General features: G+C 52.4%; 19 protein-coding genes. 3 read left to right on the top strand and 16 right to left on the bottom strand.

Going from position 1 to position 18,427, the window contains the following annotated elements; translation table 11 throughout:
• Position 1 precedes the first annotated feature (1 nt).
• The 5 genes from ruvA to rplU form a co-directional block, all read right to left on the bottom strand.
• Positions 2 to 589, bottom strand: coding sequence for a Holliday junction branch migration protein RuvA (gene ruvA / locus C7E00_RS07530; protein ID WP_105303710.1), 588 nt, complete (start codon positions 587 to 589; stop codon positions 2 to 4).
• 8 nt (positions 590 to 597) lie between these two features.
• Entirely contained in the window at positions 598 to 1,869 is a 1,272-nt protein-coding gene (gene obgE, locus C7E00_RS07525) for a GTPase ObgE (RefSeq protein WP_105303709.1), read from the bottom strand.
• Positions 1,870 to 1,990: 121 nt separating this feature from the next.
• The gene (rpmA, locus tag C7E00_RS07520; RefSeq protein ID WP_105303708.1) at positions 1,991 to 2,275 is read right to left on the bottom strand and encodes a 50S ribosomal protein L27; all 285 of its coding nucleotides are present in this window, start codon (positions 2,273 to 2,275) and stop codon (positions 1,991 to 1,993) included.
• Positions 2,276 to 2,279: 4 nt separating this feature from the next.
• Positions 2,280 to 2,591, bottom strand: a complete 312-nt coding sequence (locus C7E00_RS07515; RefSeq protein WP_105303707.1) for a ribosomal-processing cysteine protease Prp — start codon at positions 2,589 to 2,591, stop codon at positions 2,280 to 2,282.
• A gap of 1 nt (position 2,592) precedes the next feature.
• Positions 2,593 to 2,904, bottom strand: coding sequence for a 50S ribosomal protein L21 (gene rplU, locus C7E00_RS07510; protein ID WP_105303706.1), 312 nt, complete (start codon positions 2,902 to 2,904; stop codon positions 2,593 to 2,595).
• A gap of 227 nt (positions 2,905 to 3,131) precedes the next feature.
• Between rplU and C7E00_RS07505 the strand changes: the two genes are divergently transcribed.
• Positions 3,132 to 4,553: an aminotransferase class I/II-fold pyridoxal phosphate-dependent enzyme gene (locus tag C7E00_RS07505; protein WP_167836518.1), complete on the top strand. Its 1,422-nt coding sequence runs from the start codon at positions 3,132 to 3,134 to the stop codon at positions 4,551 to 4,553.
• A gap of 33 nt (positions 4,554 to 4,586) precedes the next feature.
• Here C7E00_RS07505 and scfB read toward each other — a convergent pair whose 3' ends face one another.
• Both scfB and scfA read right to left on the bottom strand, forming a co-directional pair.
• Entirely contained in the window at positions 4,587 to 6,041 is a 1,455-nt protein-coding gene (gene scfB, locus C7E00_RS07500; protein ID WP_105303704.1) for a thioether cross-link-forming SCIFF peptide maturase, read from the bottom strand.
• Positions 6,042 to 6,121: 80 nt separating this feature from the next.
• Entirely contained in the window at positions 6,122 to 6,268 is a 147-nt protein-coding gene (scfA, locus tag C7E00_RS07495) for a six-cysteine ranthipeptide SCIFF (protein WP_105303703.1), read from the bottom strand.
• 282 nt (positions 6,269 to 6,550) lie between these two features.
• On the opposite strand from scfA, the gene C7E00_RS07490 reads away from it, so the two are divergent.
• Complete coding sequence (locus C7E00_RS07490) at positions 6,551 to 6,808, top strand: hypothetical protein (RefSeq protein ID WP_105303702.1); 258 nt, start codon at positions 6,551 to 6,553, stop codon at positions 6,806 to 6,808.
• 47 nt (positions 6,809 to 6,855) lie between these two features.
• Here C7E00_RS07490 and C7E00_RS07485 read toward each other — a convergent pair whose 3' ends face one another.
• Genes C7E00_RS07485 through C7E00_RS07470 form a run of 4 tightly spaced genes read right to left on the bottom strand, consistent with a single transcriptional unit; the run spans position 6,856 to position 12,735 of the window.
• Complete coding sequence (locus tag C7E00_RS07485; protein ID WP_167836517.1) at positions 6,856 to 7,518, bottom strand: tRNA1(Val) (adenine(37)-N6)-methyltransferase; 663 nt, start codon at positions 7,516 to 7,518, stop codon at positions 6,856 to 6,858.
• Complete coding sequence (locus C7E00_RS07480; RefSeq protein WP_105303700.1) at positions 7,508 to 8,995, bottom strand: sensor histidine kinase; 1,488 nt, start codon at positions 8,993 to 8,995, stop codon at positions 7,508 to 7,510. Before C7E00_RS07480 ends, C7E00_RS07485 begins: the two co-directional genes overlap by 11 nt.
• Positions 8,985 to 9,653 (bottom strand): response regulator transcription factor, encoded by a 669-nt coding sequence (locus C7E00_RS07475; protein WP_105303699.1) that lies wholly within the window; start codon positions 9,651 to 9,653, stop codon positions 8,985 to 8,987. Before C7E00_RS07475 ends, C7E00_RS07480 begins: the two co-directional genes overlap by 11 nt.
• A complete protein-coding gene (locus C7E00_RS07470; RefSeq protein WP_105304897.1) occupies positions 9,631 to 12,735 on the bottom strand; it encodes a DNA polymerase III subunit alpha in 3,105 nt (1,034 codons plus the stop codon). The genes C7E00_RS07475 and C7E00_RS07470 overlap by 23 nt, the downstream gene beginning before the upstream one ends.
• 78 nt (positions 12,736 to 12,813) lie before the next feature.
• On the opposite strand from C7E00_RS07470, the gene C7E00_RS07465 reads away from it, so the two are divergent.
• Positions 12,814 to 13,662, top strand: coding sequence for a DegV family protein (locus tag C7E00_RS07465; RefSeq protein ID WP_167836516.1), 849 nt, complete (start codon positions 12,814 to 12,816; stop codon positions 13,660 to 13,662).
• Between the two features lie 89 nt (positions 13,663 to 13,751).
• Here C7E00_RS07465 and C7E00_RS07460 read toward each other — a convergent pair whose 3' ends face one another.
• The 5 genes from C7E00_RS07460 to C7E00_RS07440 form a co-directional block, all read right to left on the bottom strand.
• Complete coding sequence (locus tag C7E00_RS07460; RefSeq protein WP_105303697.1) at positions 13,752 to 14,747, bottom strand: NAD(P)H-dependent glycerol-3-phosphate dehydrogenase; 996 nt, start codon at positions 14,745 to 14,747, stop codon at positions 13,752 to 13,754.
• Positions 14,744 to 16,060 (bottom strand): ribosome biogenesis GTPase Der, encoded by a 1,317-nt coding sequence (der, locus tag C7E00_RS07455; RefSeq protein WP_105303696.1) that lies wholly within the window; start codon positions 16,058 to 16,060, stop codon positions 14,744 to 14,746. The genes C7E00_RS07460 and der overlap by 4 nt, the downstream gene beginning before the upstream one ends.
• On the bottom strand, positions 16,057 to 16,734 hold the full coding sequence (cmk, locus tag C7E00_RS07450) for a (d)CMP kinase (protein WP_105303695.1): 678 nt from the start codon (positions 16,732 to 16,734) through the stop codon (positions 16,057 to 16,059). Before cmk ends, der begins: the two co-directional genes overlap by 4 nt.
• Positions 16,731 to 17,690, bottom strand: a complete 960-nt coding sequence (locus tag C7E00_RS07445) for a hypothetical protein (RefSeq protein ID WP_105303694.1) — start codon at positions 17,688 to 17,690, stop codon at positions 16,731 to 16,733. The genes cmk and C7E00_RS07445 overlap by 4 nt, the downstream gene beginning before the upstream one ends.
• A gap of 100 nt (positions 17,691 to 17,790) precedes the next feature.
• Positions 17,791 to 18,408: an ECF transporter S component gene (locus tag C7E00_RS07440; RefSeq protein ID WP_105304896.1), complete on the bottom strand. Its 618-nt coding sequence runs from the start codon at positions 18,406 to 18,408 to the stop codon at positions 17,791 to 17,793.
• Positions 18,409 to 18,427: the final 19 nt, after the last annotated feature.

The raw sequence follows: 18,427 nt of genomic DNA, 5'->3' as shown, positions 1-18,427 counted from the left end.
CTCAGCGATTCTTCCGCAGGAACTGCAGGCCGATGCGGAGATATTCCTCCGTCGTCTTTCCCGGTTCCTTGGACATATAATCCGCGGCGGCGCTGATCTCATTCGGACGGAAGCCGAAGTTCGCAAGTCCTTCGCAGGCTTCCTGAATCGGCAGCGGCATCGCTGCTCCCCTATCCGGAGATTTCTTCGTTTCCGCAGGCACAAGCTTGCCCTTGAGATCGAGCACGATCTGGCTGGCCGTCTTGGCGCCGATGCCGGGCAGCTTCTTCAGCTCTGCGACATTGCCGGTTTCAATCGCCTTGATGATCGAAGCATAGTCCTTCTTTGCCAGCATGTTCATAGCCGTGCGGGGTCCGAGTCCCTTGACCTTGATCAGGCGCAGGAACAGTTCTTTCTCCTCGCGGCTGGAAAAGCCGAACAGGCTCAGTTCCTGTTCGGTGTAATGCAGATAGGTATAGACTTTCACCTCCTCATTCAGATGAATCTGATCGATATGAGGATAAAAGATCTGCCAGCCCATGCCGTCATGATTCAATACGATGCTGTCGGCATTGTAGCTGTCGATGATTCCGTCAATGAATGCGATCATGCGTTCTCCTAATCTCTGAAGTCCATGATATAGCTGCCGACGATGACCTGGTCGCCATTCTCGGCACCAGCATCTCTGAGCGCTTTATCAATGCCCATCTTCTGCAGCGTCGCAGCAAAGGCATAGGTATCTTCTTCTTTGTTGAAATCCACCGTCTCAGCCAGCCGGTCGACTTTGTCGCTCTGCACTTTCCACTTCCGGTTGCCGAGATTGATGATCTCGAAGTCCGGACGTTTCGGCGTATAGCGATATACGACGACTTCTTCTTTCGGCGTGTTCTCCGCTTCCTCTTTTCTTGCTTCAGAGATCGCATCCATCGCTGCATAGAGCACCGCATCCAGACCTTCATGCTTCATCGTGCTCGTCTCATAGATCTTCAGATCCGGATGAGCTGCCTTGAACTTCTTCAGGTTCTCAGAAGCCCCTTCAGCATCCATCTTGTTGGCAACGATGATCTGCGGCCTCTTTGCAAGCTCCCCATCATAGGACGCAAGTTCCTGGTTAATGATCACGTAATCCTCCAGCGGATCACGCTCCTCGCCGCTCATGTCAAGCACATGAATCAGCACCCGGCAGCGGCGGATATGCCTCAGGAACTCGTCGCCGAGTCCCTTCCCTTCGGCAGCACCTTCAATCAGACCCGGCATATCTGCCAGGACGAAAGATCTGCCGTCTTTCAGATTCACGACTCCGATATTCGGCTCCAGCGTTGTGAAAGGGTATGCGGCAATCTGCGGACGGGCTGCTGTCACAACAGATAAGAACGTGGACTTTCCGACCGAAGGAAATCCGATCAGGCCCGCATCTGCCAGAAGTCTCAGTTCCAGCTGAAGCTCGAAGCTCTGGCCGGTTTCGCCAGGCTGGGCATATTCCGGTGCATCATTTCTGGCCGTTGCGAAATGTGCATTGCCAAGACCGCCTTTTCCGCCTTTGGCAATGAGCACGATCTGATGAGGCTTCACGAGATCGGCCATCAGATCGCCATTCTTCGCATTGCGCACCATCGTGCCAAGCGGTACTTTGATGATCACATCATCGCCATCTGCACCATGCATCTTCTTGATGAGACCAGGGGCACCATTTCCTGCTTTCACCGATTTCGTATAACGCAGTTTTGTCAGGGTAGTCTCATTGGTATCTACTTCAATATAGACGTTTCCGCCTTTGCCGCCGTCGCCGCCGAACGGGCCGCCGTTGGCATAGAATTTCTCATGTCTCCAGGCAACGCAGCCCTTGCCGCCGTCGCCTGCCTTCACGCGGATTCTGATCAGGTCAATCATTCTGTCAGGCCTCCTCTATCCCGTATTATACAGGTTTTCTTTCAAATTCCCTGCGGTTCCTCTTTCCCCGCAAAAAAGAGAGCATCGCTGCTCTCTTCCATGATTGCTTCAGACGCCAAGCTCATGCCTGCGGATAAACCGAGACCTGCTTCTTGTCTTTGCCGAGACGCTCGTACTTTACGACACCGGAAGCCGTAGCGAACAGCGTATCGTCGCCGCCTCTGCCTACGTTCTTGCCCGGGTAGATCTTCGTGCCTCTCTGGCGGTAGATGATGGAACCTGCAGAGCAGTACTGTCCATCTGCAACCTTTGCACCGAGTCTGCGGCCTGCAGAATCACGGCCGTTCTTTGTGGAAGAAACACCTTTCTTCGATGCAAAGAACTGAATATCAAGTGTGAACTTCATGGAATTACACCTCCGTTTTTTCAATTCTGACGTACTTCTGATTTGTTTCTTCGATTGTCTGCAGCTGGATGAGACCGGTCTTCAGAATCGTTTCTGTCGTCTGATCCGGTGTCACCGTGCGGATATCAATCAGATTGTCTTCCAGCTTCAGATCTGCATCGGAGCCTAAGAGATCCAGTGCATTCAGAAGCCCGAAAGAGACTGCGCTGACTGCTGCACACACCAGATCTTCTCCTTTCTCAGCCGATCCGGAATGTCCGGTCACTGAGAGAGATAGAATTTCAGATCCATGCAGAGAAGCGCGGATGCGGATCATCTCAGCCCTCGATTGCTTCGATGGTCAGCTTGGTATACGGCTGACGGTGACCCTGACGAGCGCGGGTAGAACCCTTCTTGGCCTTGTACTTGAAGATGCGGATCTTCTTTTCCTTGCCCTGCTTTTCTACCTTTGCCGTAACCTTTGCACCCTCTACATACGGAGTGCCGATCTTGGTTGCTGCATCGCTGATGAGGCAGACCTTGTCGAAGACAACTTCGGATCCCGGCTCTGCATCGAGCTTCTCAACATAGATGACCTGATCCTTTTCTACCTTTACCTGCTTACCGCCTGTTTCGATAATTGCGTACATTCAATACACCTCCTGTCATTATCTTAAGACGCGCCATGGAGGGGACGTTTCCGTGCTTGACCCTGTTCTGAGCGGTTACAGACCTCCGGCAAGAGGACTGATAACAGCAGTATATTAGCAGGTTCAGTTCTCCTGGTCAATGAAAAAGTCAATGAAAGCAGGATAGAATGCGCCCTTCTGCAGGATTCCATCTTCTGCCTCTGTTTATCCTTTATAATACTCCCTGTATGAAGAAGATCACGAACTATCCCAGCGGATATCTGGAATTCCAGCTGCAGAAATATTCTGAAAGCGGTCAGATCCCTTTCCATATGCCAGGCCATAAGCGGCAGGTTTCTTCCACGCATGCGATTGATTTTTCGCTGGACTTCACGGAAGTTCCGGGTACGGATGATCTGCACCACGCTTCCGGAATTCTGAAAGACGCCATGTCCCGGACTGCTGATCTGTATGATTCAGAGCATACCTGGTATCTCGTCAACGGCAGCACGTGCGGCAACCTGGCCGGGATCTTTGCGATGACCAAAGAAGGCGGCGAAGTGATCGCTGCCCGCAACTGCCATCGATCGGTCTATCATGCCATGCAGTTAAGAAATCTGAAGGTTCACTGGATCATGCCTGCCTATCTTCCGGAGTATGAGATCTATGGCTCGGTTTCTCCTTCTGACGTGAAGAAGGCCCTGGAGACTTATCCGGAATCGGAGGCGGTCATTCTGACCAGTCCGACTTATGAAGGCGTGCTCAGCGATATCCATGCCATTGCAGAGATTGCGCACAGCCATCGCATTCCCCTGTTTGTCGATGAAGCCCATGGAGCTCATCTGTTCCTGAAGGGATTTCCGCAGGGAGCAGTGAAGGCGGGTGCAGATGTCGTCGTGCAGAGTCCGCATAAGACGCTCTTCAGTGCGACGCAGAGCGCCTGGATGCACCTGAACGGAGCCCTCGTAAAAGCAGAAGAGATCGAGAAGCAGCTCGGCATCTTCGAGACTTCTTCTCCTTCTTATCCGCTGATGATGAGTCTCGACGGATGCACTGCGATGTGGGCTGCTGAGAAGAAGGAATATGCGAAAACCTGGCTCCAGAATATTCATCTCTTTGAAGACCTGACGTCTTCCCTGAAGCACATCCGGATTCTCCAGCATCCTGCTATCCAAGATCAGCCTGGCATCTTTGCCTATGATCCCGGCAAGATTCTGATCCAGACGCCGGTTAGCGGCGCAGAATTTCTGACATATCTCCATGATGCTTATCACTTCACCCTGGAAATGGCAGAAGGTCATCATGTGCTGGCCATGACCAGCGCTACTGATGACCCGGAAGATCTCAGAATTCTTGCAGAGGCTCTGAACGAAGCCGATCGAAAGATGGAAGACCTGAGACGGTTCGATCCCCTGCCGATCACCCTTCCGGAAGCACGCATGAGCATTCATGATGCGATTGAAGCAGAACATGACACCATTCCTCTGCAGGAATCCAAGGGCAGAACAGCTGGGGAGTATCTCTTTCTCTATCCGCCCGGAATTCCGCTGATCGTGCCGGGTGAAATCATTTCTGAAGATCAGCTAAGCATGCTTGAAGAAAAAGCCGAAGAAAGATATGAAATCAGGTCCAGCGAATCGGAACCGGGGTTCATAAAAACATGCCGATGAAGGCATGTTTTCTTCTGAAATCGGATGATGCTTTCAGCATCTTGCGGAAGGTTCGCAGTTCTCTTCGCAGTCTTCGCTGCATGAGGAGGTTTCTGCTTTCTTCTTTGCTGATCTGATCTGCGGATCCATAGCTTCTGCAACCTTGATCATGATCGCGCACTCAATCCGCTTGCGGAAAATTCTGCATCCGTAATCATAGGTACCATGAATGTCGCCGGTCGCATGATAGGCATTGGCAGCGCAGCCGCCGGAGCAGTACAGCTTCGCCCAGCAGTTCGCACAGTCGGGACGGGCATAGACATTGCACTGGCGGAATTCCTCGCGCAGAGCCTGATTCGTGATGCCATGATAGATATCGCCGAGGCGGTATGCTTCATCGCCGACGAACTGATGGCATGGATAAAGATCGCCCCAGGCAGTGACGGCGACATATTCCGTTCCGGAACCGCATCCGGAGATGCGCTTGTAGATGCATGGTCCGTGCTCGAGGTTGATCATGTAGTGATAGAACACGATCGGGTGTCCTTCCTTCTCCCTGCGGATCATATCCTTGGCAAGGATCTCATACTGATCAAACAGGACCGGGAGATCTTCTTCGGTCAAAGCTGAGGGGCTTGACGGATCGGTGACAACCGGTTCCATCGAAAGCTCATCGAAGCCGAGATCATCTGCCATATGGAAGATATCTTTCGTGAAGTCCGTATTGTAGTGCGTGAACGTGCCGCGCATATAGTAATTCTGATCTCCGCGGGCTTTCACGAATTTCTGGAAGTTCGGGACAATCCGGTCATAGCTTCCCTTTCCGCTTGCATCGACGCGGAAGCGGTCATTGACTTCCTTGCGTCCATCAAGCGAAAGCACGACGTTATAGCATTCCTTGTTAGCCCATTCGATGACTTCATCGTTCAGATTGACGCCGTTGGTTGTCAGCGTGAAGCGGAAGTTCTTGTTCTTTTCCTTCTCGATGCTGCGGGCATAAGCTACCAGCTGTCTGCAGACATCGAAGTTGACGAGAGGTTCGCCGCCGAAGAAGTCCACTTCCAGATTTCTTCTTGTACCGGAATGTTCAACGAGAAAGTCGAGTGCACGTTTTCCGGTCTCGAAGTCCATCAGTCCGGATTTGCCATGGAATTTTCCCTGGGAAGCAAAGCAGTAGGAACAGTTCAGATTGCACGTATGGGCAACGAGCAGGCACATGGCTTTGATCACGTCGCTGCGATTCTTGAGAGCCGGCGCGAGACTGCTGAACGAGTCTTCCGTGAAGAGCTTGCCCGCCTTGATCAGGCTGTCAATATCGGAAAAGATTTCATCGGCATCTGCATCGCTGAGATGATATTTCTCCTGAATGATCTTCGCTGCGTCTGCCTGGTTCTTTCCCTGATCAAGCATGGCGATAGCATCATAGGTTGCATCATCGGTCACATGGACGCTTGCACTGTAGGTATCCAGGACGATGTTGTAGCCATTCATTTTATACTGGTGGATCATGTTTCCCTCCCTATCAGCAAAGAACCGGAACGCTGTTCAGTGTTCCGGTCGCCTGCTGGTTCTGTTTCAGAATATCCTGATTAAGCCTGCTTGTTTTCACAGCTCTGGTTAGCAATGCCGCAGCTTGTCTTGCAGGCACTCTGGCAGGAAGTCTGGCATTCGCCGCATCCGCCCTTTTCAGCGCTGTTCTTCATGTCGCGGGTATCTAATGTCACAATGTGCTTCATATGATCTCCTCCTTCTCTGAATCATACTGCTGAATCAACCGCAGAAGATCAGAATCCCTTCCGCGCAGAGCGTAGGCGTTCTGAAATCTTATCAATATCTTATTAGCGGGTCATGCAGTTGTCAAGAAACACCAAGGATCCGGGTAATTCCTGAAAACACGCAGATATGCTTGTCATTTCACGGAATCTGTATATTTCCCTCCGTTACTTCAGAGAGTAAAGTAAGGAATTGTAAAAGGTACCGGGAAGTGCCTGAAAGAACAGAAGAAGGAGAGCAGAACTATGATGAAATCCAAGTATGGCATCAACCTCGCAGAAGATGAACAGCCGTTCTATTTTGCCTGGGACGCAGACAAGAAGCACATTCAGCTGATTGACAACGGTGTACGTGTTCAGGAGTTCATTGACGGCAAATGGGTCGACGTCGAGAATGAAACCCTCGGGCGCTGGGATCAGAAGGATATCACGAAGGAAGAATTCGACAAGGTCACAGGCGGCGTGATGCCAGATGTTGATCCGAAGGATGTCATCCCGCTCTGAGTTTTCTGAGAATGACACGATGCAGCGAAAGCTGCATTTTTTTATTTTCAGAAGCTTGTTCTGTCATCCAGCCAGGCGGGTGATTCAATGGAGAGCTGCGGAGCAGTTCCCTTGCGGAATTCCAGCAGAACCGTTCTTGCCCTGCCGCCGGCATGATCATAGGCAATCCGCATCCTGGAAGGATGGAAATGATTTCCTTCCGCAAGCCGGAACAGTTCGGGCAGGCGCTCGGAGCGATGGACGAGAAAGAATGTGCCATGGTCTCTGGTCAGCCTTGATGCATGGAGAAACAGATCTTCCAGCGGAAGAAAAGATTCGTGTCTGGCGGCAAAGCGGATCGGATCCTCATTCTTCAGATCCGGATCTGCGGTCCGGAAATATGGCGGATTGGAAATCACGACATCAAACGGATCATGCTGATAGTCCTGAACTCGCACGGCGCTCAGCTCTGCATGCATGCCGGCATGCTTCAGATTCTCTGAAGCAGCTTCGAGGACTTCCGGAAAAAGATCGATGCCATAAAGAGCTGATGGCTCATGCATGCCGGCATACATCAGCAATGCGCCGGTATGCGTGCCGATATCGAGGACCGTGTCTTTATGGCGGATCTTCAGAAAGCGGCCGAGCAGTTCCGTATCGCTGTTCATGTGATACATGCCTTCAGGCTGAATCAGCAAATAGGGAGTTCCTGGCAGGTAGTCAGGCTTCATGGGCTGGCTCCTCCAGGTCTTCTGGCTCATGCGGCTGCGGCAGTTCGAACCAGAACATCGAGCCTTTTCCGACTTCTGACACCACGCCATAGCGGGCATGATGCGTATCGAGGATTGCCTTGACAATTGCCAGTCCGAGACCAGTGCTGGTCATCGAGCGGCTGAAGGAACGGCTGCTCTTCTGGTAGCGGTCCCAGATATACGGAAGCTCTTCTTTCGAGATGCCTTCGCCTTCATCGATGACTTCGACTCTGGCAGTTTCTTCATCCGAGAGACGCCATGCCTTGATCGTGATGGTCTTTCCCTCCGAACTATGCTTGATCGCATTGGACAGGAAGTTATGGATGACCTGCGTGATCTTGATCTCATCACCGTATACGATCAGGCTCTCGGGAATATCGGTGACGACATTCAGCTTGCCTTCTTCAATCATGACCTGATTGAGCTTGACGACATTGAGAATCACCTGGGACAGATCGAAATTCGACTGCTTCAGAACATAGTTGCCGGACTGCATCTTCGACAGCTCACTCATATCGACCACCAGCTTGTTCAGATAATCTGCTTCCTCGATGATGACATCGAGATGCTCCGTGCGCTTAGCCGGGTTGTCGCCGGATACATCGCGGACCATCTCGGCATAAGCACGGATGCTGGTGAGCGGCGTCTTGATATCATGCGAAACGTTGGCAATCAGGTCCTTGCGGAGCTCATCGATCTTCGAGAGTTTCTCGGTAGCGCCATTCAGGGTTTCGGCAAGATCTTTCGTCTCCGTGAAGCGGCCGCCGTTGAACTTGACGCTGTAGTCTGCTTTGGCCAGACGGTCGGCGGATTTGCGGATGTTCACGATCGGCTTGGTCAGGCGGCTGGAGATGAAGATCGAGATGATCGAAGCGACGATGATCACGAAGAACGTATACAGCAGATACTGCTGGCTGAAGAAGTTCACGATGGAGTCTACCGGCTCCAGCGGAGAATTGACGAACAGATACAGGTTCAGAAGATTGGAGCTGATTTTCTTTCCGTAGACGACCATTTCCTGGCTTGTCCGGTTGTTCGTGAGATTCAGCGAGACTTCTCCGTTATTCTCATTGACCAGATTCTTCAGGGCATTGCCATCGCGGAAATTGATGCTGGCAGACGTGCTGCTCGAGCTGGACGCATGAAAAACACAGCCTGAACCCAGGCTGTCAGCGTCATAGATCATCCTTCCTTCTTCGTTGTAGATCGCTACGCACACATTGTTGTCCACCGTGACCTGGAATGCTCTGGAAACGGCCGAAGAACTGCCGTTCTGATTCACGATGTAATCTGCGATCTGCGTGCTGATCTCCCGGACGGTCGCCGCCTTGTTGTTTCGGTAGTACGGCTTGATCAGAAGAACCTGAAGCGTGCCGAGCAGCACCATGACGATCACTGCGAATAAGACGAATGACATCCAGATATTGAATGTGATTCCATGTCTGTCAAGCTTCAAATTTGTATCCCATACCTCTCACTGTGACAATATGATCGCGATAGGGACCAAGGTTGTGGCGCAGCATCTTGATATGCGTATCCACTGTCCGGTCATCCCCGAAATAATCATAGTTCCATACTTCTTCCAGCAGCTGATTGCGGCTGATGGCCATGTTCTTATGGCTCACCATATACAGCAGAAGATCAATCTCCTTCGGCGTCAGGTTCGCTTTCTGCCCATCGACCGTCACGCTTCTTCCGCCCACATCAATCACGAGGCCGCCATTGTCGAGCCGCAGCACTTCTGTCTCATTCTTGCGGGAGCGGTCAAGCACGACTTTGACCCTGGCCATAAGCTCCTTAGGCGAAAAGGGTTTCACGACATAATCATCCACGCCCAGTTCAAACCCGAACAGCTTGTCATATTCTTCCTGTCTCGCACTCAGCATGATGACCGGAATATTCCGGATCTTCTTGATCTGCTTGCAGGCGCTGAATCCGTCAAGTTTCGGCATCATGATATCCAGTATCACGCAGTCATAATCCTTTTCGCGGATCATGTCGATTGCCTGCATCCCGTCTTCGGCTTCGTCTGCTTCGTATCCATTCAGCAATGCATATTCCCGGATGACTTCCCGGATATTCTTCTCATCATCAACGATCAGTAGTTTTGCCATAGTTCAGAGATCCTCCGGAAGATTTCTGCTGCAGAAAGGAGATGCGTTCTGCAATGCAGGAATCATCTTGTGCTATTTTACCATGAATCAGAATGTACGCACCCTTCACGAGCTGATTCTGCACCTTGGAATACAGACGCGGCATGACTGCCATATCCATCTCTCCGGTTTCATCGCTCACCTTCAGGAATGCCATCATGTCTCCGCGCCTGGTCCGGTAAGGGCGGACTCCGGCTACCTGCACGAAGGTATCAAACTCGCCTGGCGTGCCGCGGACGGAGATGATCGAAGGCAGTGTGATTCCTGCCTGCTTCCGGACATTGACAATCGGATGCGGACCAAGCGAAAAGCCCAGGGCGCTGATCTCCCGTTCCCGGATCTCTTCCGGAACATCTTTTCTGCGGACCGGAACAGGCTTCGAGACTAGCGACATGTTCAGAACCATCTGTCCGTTTTTCTGCACCTGCACGAGTTCAGCATAATTCAGCGCATCATCCAGAGCAGTGCGCATGGTCGTCCGGCTCAATCCGAAACAGTCAAGTGCCCCGGCATCGATCATCGTCTCCATGGAACCGCGGTCGATGCGGAGCAGAGAAATTCTTGCGATGAAGTCGAAGAAGTCCTCGAACTGCCCCTTTTCCCGCTCTTCTCTGATCAGGCGGGCAGTATTTCTGCCGATGCCCTTGATGATGGAAAGCGGAAACAGCAGTCTTCCCGGAAGCTCCCGGCAGGTTTCATTGCTGTACATCACATTCGGTGCTTCGACCTGAATATTTCTTCTTCTGCATTCATCCGCGTAGCGGGCTGTCTTGTCCGAATCGCCGATCACAGAATCAAACAATGCGCAGTAGAAATGCAGCGGATATTCTGCCTTGAGCCAGGCTTCCTGATAGGCAATCAGAGCATATGCGACCGCATGCGATTTATTGAAGCCGTAGCCGCCGAACTTCTGAATCAAGGCAAAGAGCGATTCGGCTTCCTGCTCGGTGTGTCCTTTCTTCTTTGCCCCGCGGATAAATTCCTGCTTCAGCGCAGCCAGTTCGGATTCTTTCTTCTTGGACATCGCCTTGCGCAGCACGTCTGCCCTTGCCAGAGAGAAGCCGGCATAGACTTCAGCCGTCAGCATCGCCTGTTCCTGATAGATCATGACGCCATACGTCTCTTTCAGAATCGGCTCGAGTTCCAAAGCAGGATAATGGATATTCTCCGGATTCCTCCGGTTCTCGACATACATCGGAATGCTGTCCTTGGAAGCCGGACGGAACAGTGCCAGCGAAGCGGTGATGTCTTCAAAGCGCATCGGCCGGATCTTTCTCAGCAATGCTTTCATACCTTCCGATTCGACCTGGAAAACCCCGAGCGTATCCGCATTGCGGAATACCTGATAAGCCCGGTCATCATCCAGCGGAATCTCATTCAGGCTGAACGACGGATCTTCTTCCCGGACCTTCTTCACGATCTGCTGAATCGTCGTGAGATTCCGGTTTCCGAGAAAGTCCATCTTGATCAGGCCGCGGGCTTCCAGATAGTCCTTGTCATACTGGCTCGTCTTCATATCGCTGTCGACTTTCATCGTCGGAATCACTTCATTCAGCGGCAGCGAAGACATGATGATGCCAGCCGCATGGATGCTCGTATGGCGAGGCAGTCCCTCCAGCTTTGCAGCGATGCAAAACAGGTTCTGGTATTTTTCTTCGGCCTTTACGATTTCCCGCAGGCGGTTATTTTCGGTCAGCGCCTGCTTCAGCGTGATGCCGGGACGATTGGGAATCAGGCGGCTGACGAGATCGATATCCCGCTGATTCATGGCAAGCACTTTGCCGACATCCCGGATCACCTGCTTCGCCCCGAGGGTTCCAAACGTCACGATGTTGGCAATATGGTCATCCCCGTATTTCTTCCGGACATAATCAATGACATCCTGTCTCCGGTTATCCTGGATATCCGTGTCGATATCCGGCATGGATACCCGGTCCGGATTCAGGAATCGTTCAAACAGCAGATTCCAGCGGATCGGATCAATCATCGTGATGCCGAGGCTGTACGCAACTAAAGAGCCGCAGGCACTGCCTCTGCCCGGACCGACGAAGATGCCTTCTTTCCGGGCATCCCGGATAAAGTCCCAGACAATCAGAAAATAATCTTCGAAATGCATCTTCAGAATCACATCGAGCTCATAGCGCAGCCGGTCATAATAGACCTTATTCTCTGCGCCGTTCAGCCGTTTCTTCAGTCCTGCCAGACAGAGCTGGGTCAGATACTGACCGCTCGTGACACCTTCCGGCACCGGAAACTGCGGAAGACTCGTCTTCTCCAGTTCCAGATCGGCATGGCATCTGGACGCAAGTTCATCGGTGCGTTCCAGTTCCTCTAGCGGATACCGTTCCTCCATCTGTGCTCTGGAAAGATAGGAACGTCCGGTAATCATCGGAAACGAGCGATCCTGGATCGTCCGGTTCTCCTTGATTCCTTTCAGAATCCGGCACAGCTGGGCATCGGATTCTTCGGCATAGAAAATCTTGTTCATCGCAACGGTGCGGATCGAGAGACTTCTGCAGAGTTCCCGCAGCAGTTCATTCTTGATCTTCCAGAGCGAAGATTCCTGATAGGAAATCGCCACATCAAACTCCGGCAGCTCTGCTTTCATCTGCTTCAGGATTTCCAGAGTCCCTTCCCGGTTTCCGGCTATGAGCTCAGAATCCGCAGCCCCGCCCTCGCCATAGGCGATCAGGATATTATGTTCTGCATAGCGATTCAGATCTGCAATGGAAATGGGCTTTCCGGTTTCCATGATCTGGCTGGAGCATTCCATCAGATGATGAATGCCGATCCGATCTTCCGCCAGCAGAAGAAACGGAACTGTCATGCCATGATAGTCCGTATCTGCTTCAAGACCATAGATCGGACGGATCTCTTGTTTCGCGCAGGCAGCCGAAAAAGCCGGAAATCCGAACAGGACATTATGGTCCGTCAGAGCCGCATACTGATATCCCCCGGCCTTCGCCAGTACCGGAATTTCGGAAACTCGCAGCGTGCTTTCCAGCAGCGTGCAGCAGCTTCTTGTAAACAGGTGTACAGTCATCAGCCTCATTCTACCATTTTGCAAATGGATTTACATTTCTGCCGCAGACGGTTAGTATTTCAGAAAGAGGTTATGCACATGAAAATCGCATATATCACAGACAGCGGCAGCGGAAAGTCCATCGAAGAGTTTGCAAAAGATGGTATTATCAGCGTTCCTCTGCAGATCACCGACGGCACTCTCACCTATCAGGACATGGAAACTCTGGGCAAGAATGATGTCGTGAAACTGCTGGAGCAGAAAAAAGTACTCTCGACTTCCCAGCCTTCTCCAGGTCTGATCGAGGAGTGCTTCACATCTCTGAAAGAACAGGGAACCGACCTCGTCATTGCCGTTCCGATCTGCAACGGTCTGTCCGGAACCGGCTCAACGATGAGTGCTCTGGCCAGCAGCATTGATCTCCCGATCATCGTCGTCGACACCTACAGTGCCAACGTCATCGAAGACTATCTCGTTCATGCGATCAAGAATGCCTATGATCACGGTGCTTCCGATATGGACGTGCGGCTGCTCTCGGAACGCGTCATCGACACCTGCGAGACGATCGTGATCCCGCAGGATCTCAAACACCTGGCAAGAAGCGGCCGGCTCACGAACAGTGCTGCCCGCCTGGCGAACCTGCTGCGCATCACGCCGATCCTGCATCTCAACAAAGAGACCGGCGGCCGCATCGATACGTATGACAAAGTCATCTCCTTCCGCAAAGCCATGAAGCGGGTCATTGAGCACATGAAGGAAAAGCCGATCGATGAAACATGGTCCATCACGATTGCGCATACCAATGCCATCGAAGATGCGGAGCTGTTCTATCATGCGATTGCGGAGGCGTTTCCGACAGCAGACATCCAGATCACGCAGGTCTGCAATGTCGTCAGTGCCCAGGCAGGCTTAGGATGCGTATGCCTGCAGTACTTCCAGAAAGTCTGAACTTCCGGATCCCTATAGAAAACGAACACCCGGAGCTTCTGCGGAATTTCCTGCAGGTGCTGCGGGTGTTCTGATCATTCTGATTCCGATCAGGCTTCTTCGCTCTTGAGATCTCTGCGCATCAGATCATCAATCGCATCGGATGGCTTCTTGCCTTCGAACAGAACCTGATAGACCTGATCGGTGATCGGCATTGAGATGTTCCTCTTTTCAGCTTCTTCATGAACGATGCGGCAGGCAGAGATTCCTTCGACCGTCTTCGTATTCGTCTCGAGAAATGACTTTGCGTCTCCGGCCCTGCCGATCGCGTAGCCGGCCATGAAGTTGCGGGAATGGCGGGACGTGCAGGTGACGATCAGGTCGCCGACGCCATCGAGACCAAGATACGTATCTTTCTTTCCGCCAAGCGCAATCCCGAACCGGGACATCTCGGCAAGCCCTCTGGTCATCAGGGCTGCTCTTGCGTTATCGCCCTGGCCGATGCCTTCCAGGATGCCGGAAGCGATTGCCATGATATTCTTGACGGCAACTCCGATCTCGGCACCGATGACATCCGTATTCCGGTATACCCGGAAATAGTGATTGGAGAATAGCTCCTGAACCTGTTCTGCAGCGGCTTCGTCCTCGCTGACCGCATTGATTGCCGTTAACATTCTCAGGATTACCTCTTCGGCATGGCTCGGGCCGATCAGAGATACGACTGCCTTCCGGTCTGAGGCCGGAACGGTCTCTTCGATGACGACGCTCAGCCGCTTATGGCTGATCGGGTGGAAACCTTTTGCCACATTGATGATCAGCACCGGATGATCCAGCTCTGCCACGGCTTTCTGCAGCGTCTCCTCAATAGCGATCGAAGGCACCGCCAGAAGGATCAGTTCAGCATCGTGAATCATGGAAAGATCGAGAGATGCCTTCAGCTTCTCGCTGATCCGGCATTCGAAGAATTTCGAGTTATGGTGGTTCTCGTTGATGTCATGCACTTCATTCGGGTTGATTCCCCAGAGCAAGACGTCATGGCCATTATCGGCAAGCACCTGGGCAAGTGCAGTTCCCCAGCTGCCGGTTCCGAGCACTGCGCACTTCATTCGGAAACCTTCTTTCTCGCAATGATGCGGATCGGCGTTCCTTCAAAATCAAACGCAGCCCGCAGCTGATTCTCGAGGAACCGCTGATACGTGAAATGCAGCAGCTTCGGATCATTGCACGAAAACACGAAAGTCGGAGGCTGAGCGCTGACCTGGGTTGCATAGTAGATGCGGAACCGCTTGCCATTGCGGGCTGGTGCCGGTGTGGTCACCTGCGTATCCGCAATCACTTCATTCAGCACGTTCGTCGCAATGCGGCGGGTGCTGTTTTCATATACTTTCTCCACCATCGGCAGGATCGAATTCACCCGCTGATGCGTCAGTGCGGAGACAAATACGATCGGCGCATAGGAGAGATACACGAATTGCTTCCGGACTTCCTCCGTGAAAGTCGCCATCGTATGCTCATCTTTCGTGACAGCATCCCATTTGTTCACGACGATGATGACCGGCTTGCCGGCTTCGCTTGCATAGCCTGCCACATGCTTGTCCTGTTCGCGGATGCCTAGTTCCCCATCCAGCACAAACAGTGCCACATCGCAGCGCTCAATCGCTTCCATCGCCCTGAGCACCGCATACTTCTCAATGGATTCATAAACTTTGCCGCGCTTGCGGATGCCGGCCGTATCAACAATCACAAATGGCTTCCCATCATAGCGGAACGGCGTATCAACCGCATCTCTGGTCGTGCCCTGCTCATCCGCAACGATGGCCCGGTCTTCATTCAGGATCGCATTGACGAGAGAAGACTTGCCGACATTCGGTTCGCCGATCACGGCAATCCGGATTCCCTCCAGAGTATCCTCTTCTTCCTTTTCCGGAATCTCCTTCATGCATGCATCGAGCAGATCGCCGATGCCGATGCCATGGACACCGGAAACCGCTATCGGATCTCCGAGCCCGAGGGCATAGAACTCATAGATGCTGGCAATGCGGGAATTGTCATCCACTTTATTCACGGCCAGAACAACTGGCTTATGGCTGCGCTGCAGCAGACCGGCGATATACTTGTCATCATCAGTAAGACCCGTCTTGCCGGAGCAGACCATGACAATCACATCTGCTTCTTCAATCGCGATGGATACCTGAGCCCGGATTTCTTCCTGATACGGCTGATCTTCGAGCTGGATGCCGCCGGTATCAATCACCCGGAACTCCCTGCCGAGCCAGCTGCCCTTTGCATAGATGCGGTCTCTGGTCACGCCTGGCGTATCTTCGACAATCGAAATTCTCGATCCTGCCAGACGGTTAAAAATCGTCGACTTCCCTACATTCGGCCGGCCGACGATTGCAATGACTCCTGTATGTTTCATGCGTGTTCCTCCTTCAGGAAAGGTTCTGCCATCTTCAGGATCGCATCTGCAGTTTCCTGAATCGAGAGAGCCGAAGTATCCAGAACAACCGCATCTTCCGCCTTCTTCAGCGGCGAAGACATCCGATGCGTATCCTGATAATCCCTTTCCTCGATTTCCTTCTCCACGGTCGCAAGATCCGATTCCGAAATCGCTTCTTCCTGATTCTGACGCAGCCTTCTCAATGCCCGGGCATGAGGAGTTGCAGTCATGAATATCTTGAGTTCTGCTTCTGGCAGAACGACCGTTCCGATATCGCGGCCATCCATGATGAAGCCCCTTGCTTCGGCCATCTTCTGCTGGCGCGAGACAAGTTCCTTGCGCACGCCGCTCAAAGACGCTACCTTCGAAGCTGCCATCGATACTTCATCTGCCCGGATCGCATGGCTGACATCCGTTCCATCCAGGATGACATTTCCAGCCGGGGTCAGAACGATCTCAGTCTCTCTCAGCATCGCCACGAGTGCCGGTTCATCCGAGAGATCAATGCCCTTCTGCAATGCCTTGTAAGCCGTGCAGCGATACATCGCTCCGGTATCCAGATGCACATAGCCGAGCTTTGAGGCCAGAATCTTTGCGATGGAACTCTTGCCGGCAGCACTCGGGCCGTCGATTGCAATGTTGATCTTCTTCATCGGATGATTCCTCTCGACATCAGAACCCAGTAGATCACAACCCCGAGCACCACGACCAGTGCGACAATCAGAACGATCAGGACGATATTCAGCACCCGGTTGGTATGCTTCATCTTGTCGCTGACTTCCGTCAGGTTATCTTCATAATCATCCAGCTGCGCCCGCATCTGCGTCGTCTCATTCAGCAGCTGCTGACGAGCTGTGCGATCTGCTTCAAGATGATCTCTCGTATTGTCATAGCGATCATTGTTCCTTGAAACAGACGGTGCAGGAGAAGCAGCCGGCTGATTCTTCTGCGCATTGCGGATCAGGTTCTGCACTTCTGCCGCAATATCTTCTCTCGTCATCGTGCGGGTATCGCTCAGCGGCGGATTGCTGTCATCAGAGAGATAATCCTCGAAATCGCTGTCATCCTTCTTCTGGAACGGAATATCGGAAGTCTCCTGCTTCTGCACCGGCTGGGAAGCAGATGCGGCCCGGGAAACGGTCTCAGCATCAAATGGCTTCTGCGCAGGCTCGGATGGATAAGGCTTCGAAGGAGCCGCATTGCGGTCCATATTCAGAGACTTCAGAATATTGAGATCCGTGTTCTGGCTGTAGGCATTGCCCTGGTCCACATTGTACTGCTTGGCTTCGCGGATATACTCGTTCAGATATTCATTGTTGAAGGCATGCGTGTAATTCTCATTGCTGTTCAGAAACGAAGGCTCTTCGGTTTTCTCAGCCGGTTTCACCGCCGTTGCCGGAGCAGGTTCCTGTCTCCTTCTTGCATGAATCGGATCATGATCCGCAGCTGGCGATGCCGGTTCTTCGGGCGCATTGAAATTGCTCGCATCAATCCGGTTCAGCCGTTTCTCATAGCTGCTGAGATCGCGGGTGCTGACACTCGTTTCAGCATCGCTCTGCAGACGGCTGCGGAGTTCTTCATATTTCTGAGTGCGTGAATACTTTGCCATAATTGTTCCTCGTTCAGACAGTCCTCATTATACCATCGAAAAAAGGCCTGTTGCAGGCATTTCACGGCGAGCAGCAGACCTTCATGAAAACGATTGATAATCAGCGATGAAGCAGCGGCGATACGTGCTTGTACAGCAATGCAGTCACTGCGGACGTCAGCACACCCTTGATCAGGTTGAACGGAATCACGCAGATGATGCAGAGACTCAGCACATCCGTGATATGGCTGTTGATGGCACTGCCCATGCCGATGATGGCATCCATCGGATAGCCTGCAAATGTGACGAATGCAGGAATGAGAACCAGCCAGTTCAGCAGAACGCCGGCGGCGATCATGCATACCGTTCCGACTGCCATTCCCTTCATTGCGGTCTTGCGGTCCTTATGATGTGCATACATCAGCGAAGCCGGAACGCACAGTGCGCAGCCGATCAGGAAGTTGGCAAGCTCGCCGATGCCCATCGTGACCGTGCCGCTGAACAGCAGGTTCAGCAGTACTTTGATTGCCTCAATGGCAGCGGCAGCAGCCGGTCCCATCGCAAAGCCTCCGATCAGGACTGCAACCTCCGAGAAGTCAAGCTTATAGAAGCTCGGTGCAATCGGCAGCGGGAATTCAATGAGCATCAGCACATACGCAATCGCGGAGAGGATGGCAATGCGCGTGATGTTCCGGGTCGTGAGAAGTTTCTTTGAAGCAGTGGTTGCTGAAGCTGACATGATGGTTTTATCCTCCTCC

This window comes from Anaerolactibacter massiliensis, assembly GCF_900290205.1.
Taxonomy (GTDB): Bacteria; Bacillota_I; Bacilli_A; order Erysipelotrichales; family Erysipelotrichaceae; genus Bulleidia; species Bulleidia intestinalis.
This window is presented reverse-complemented; position numbering and strand designations above follow the sequence as displayed.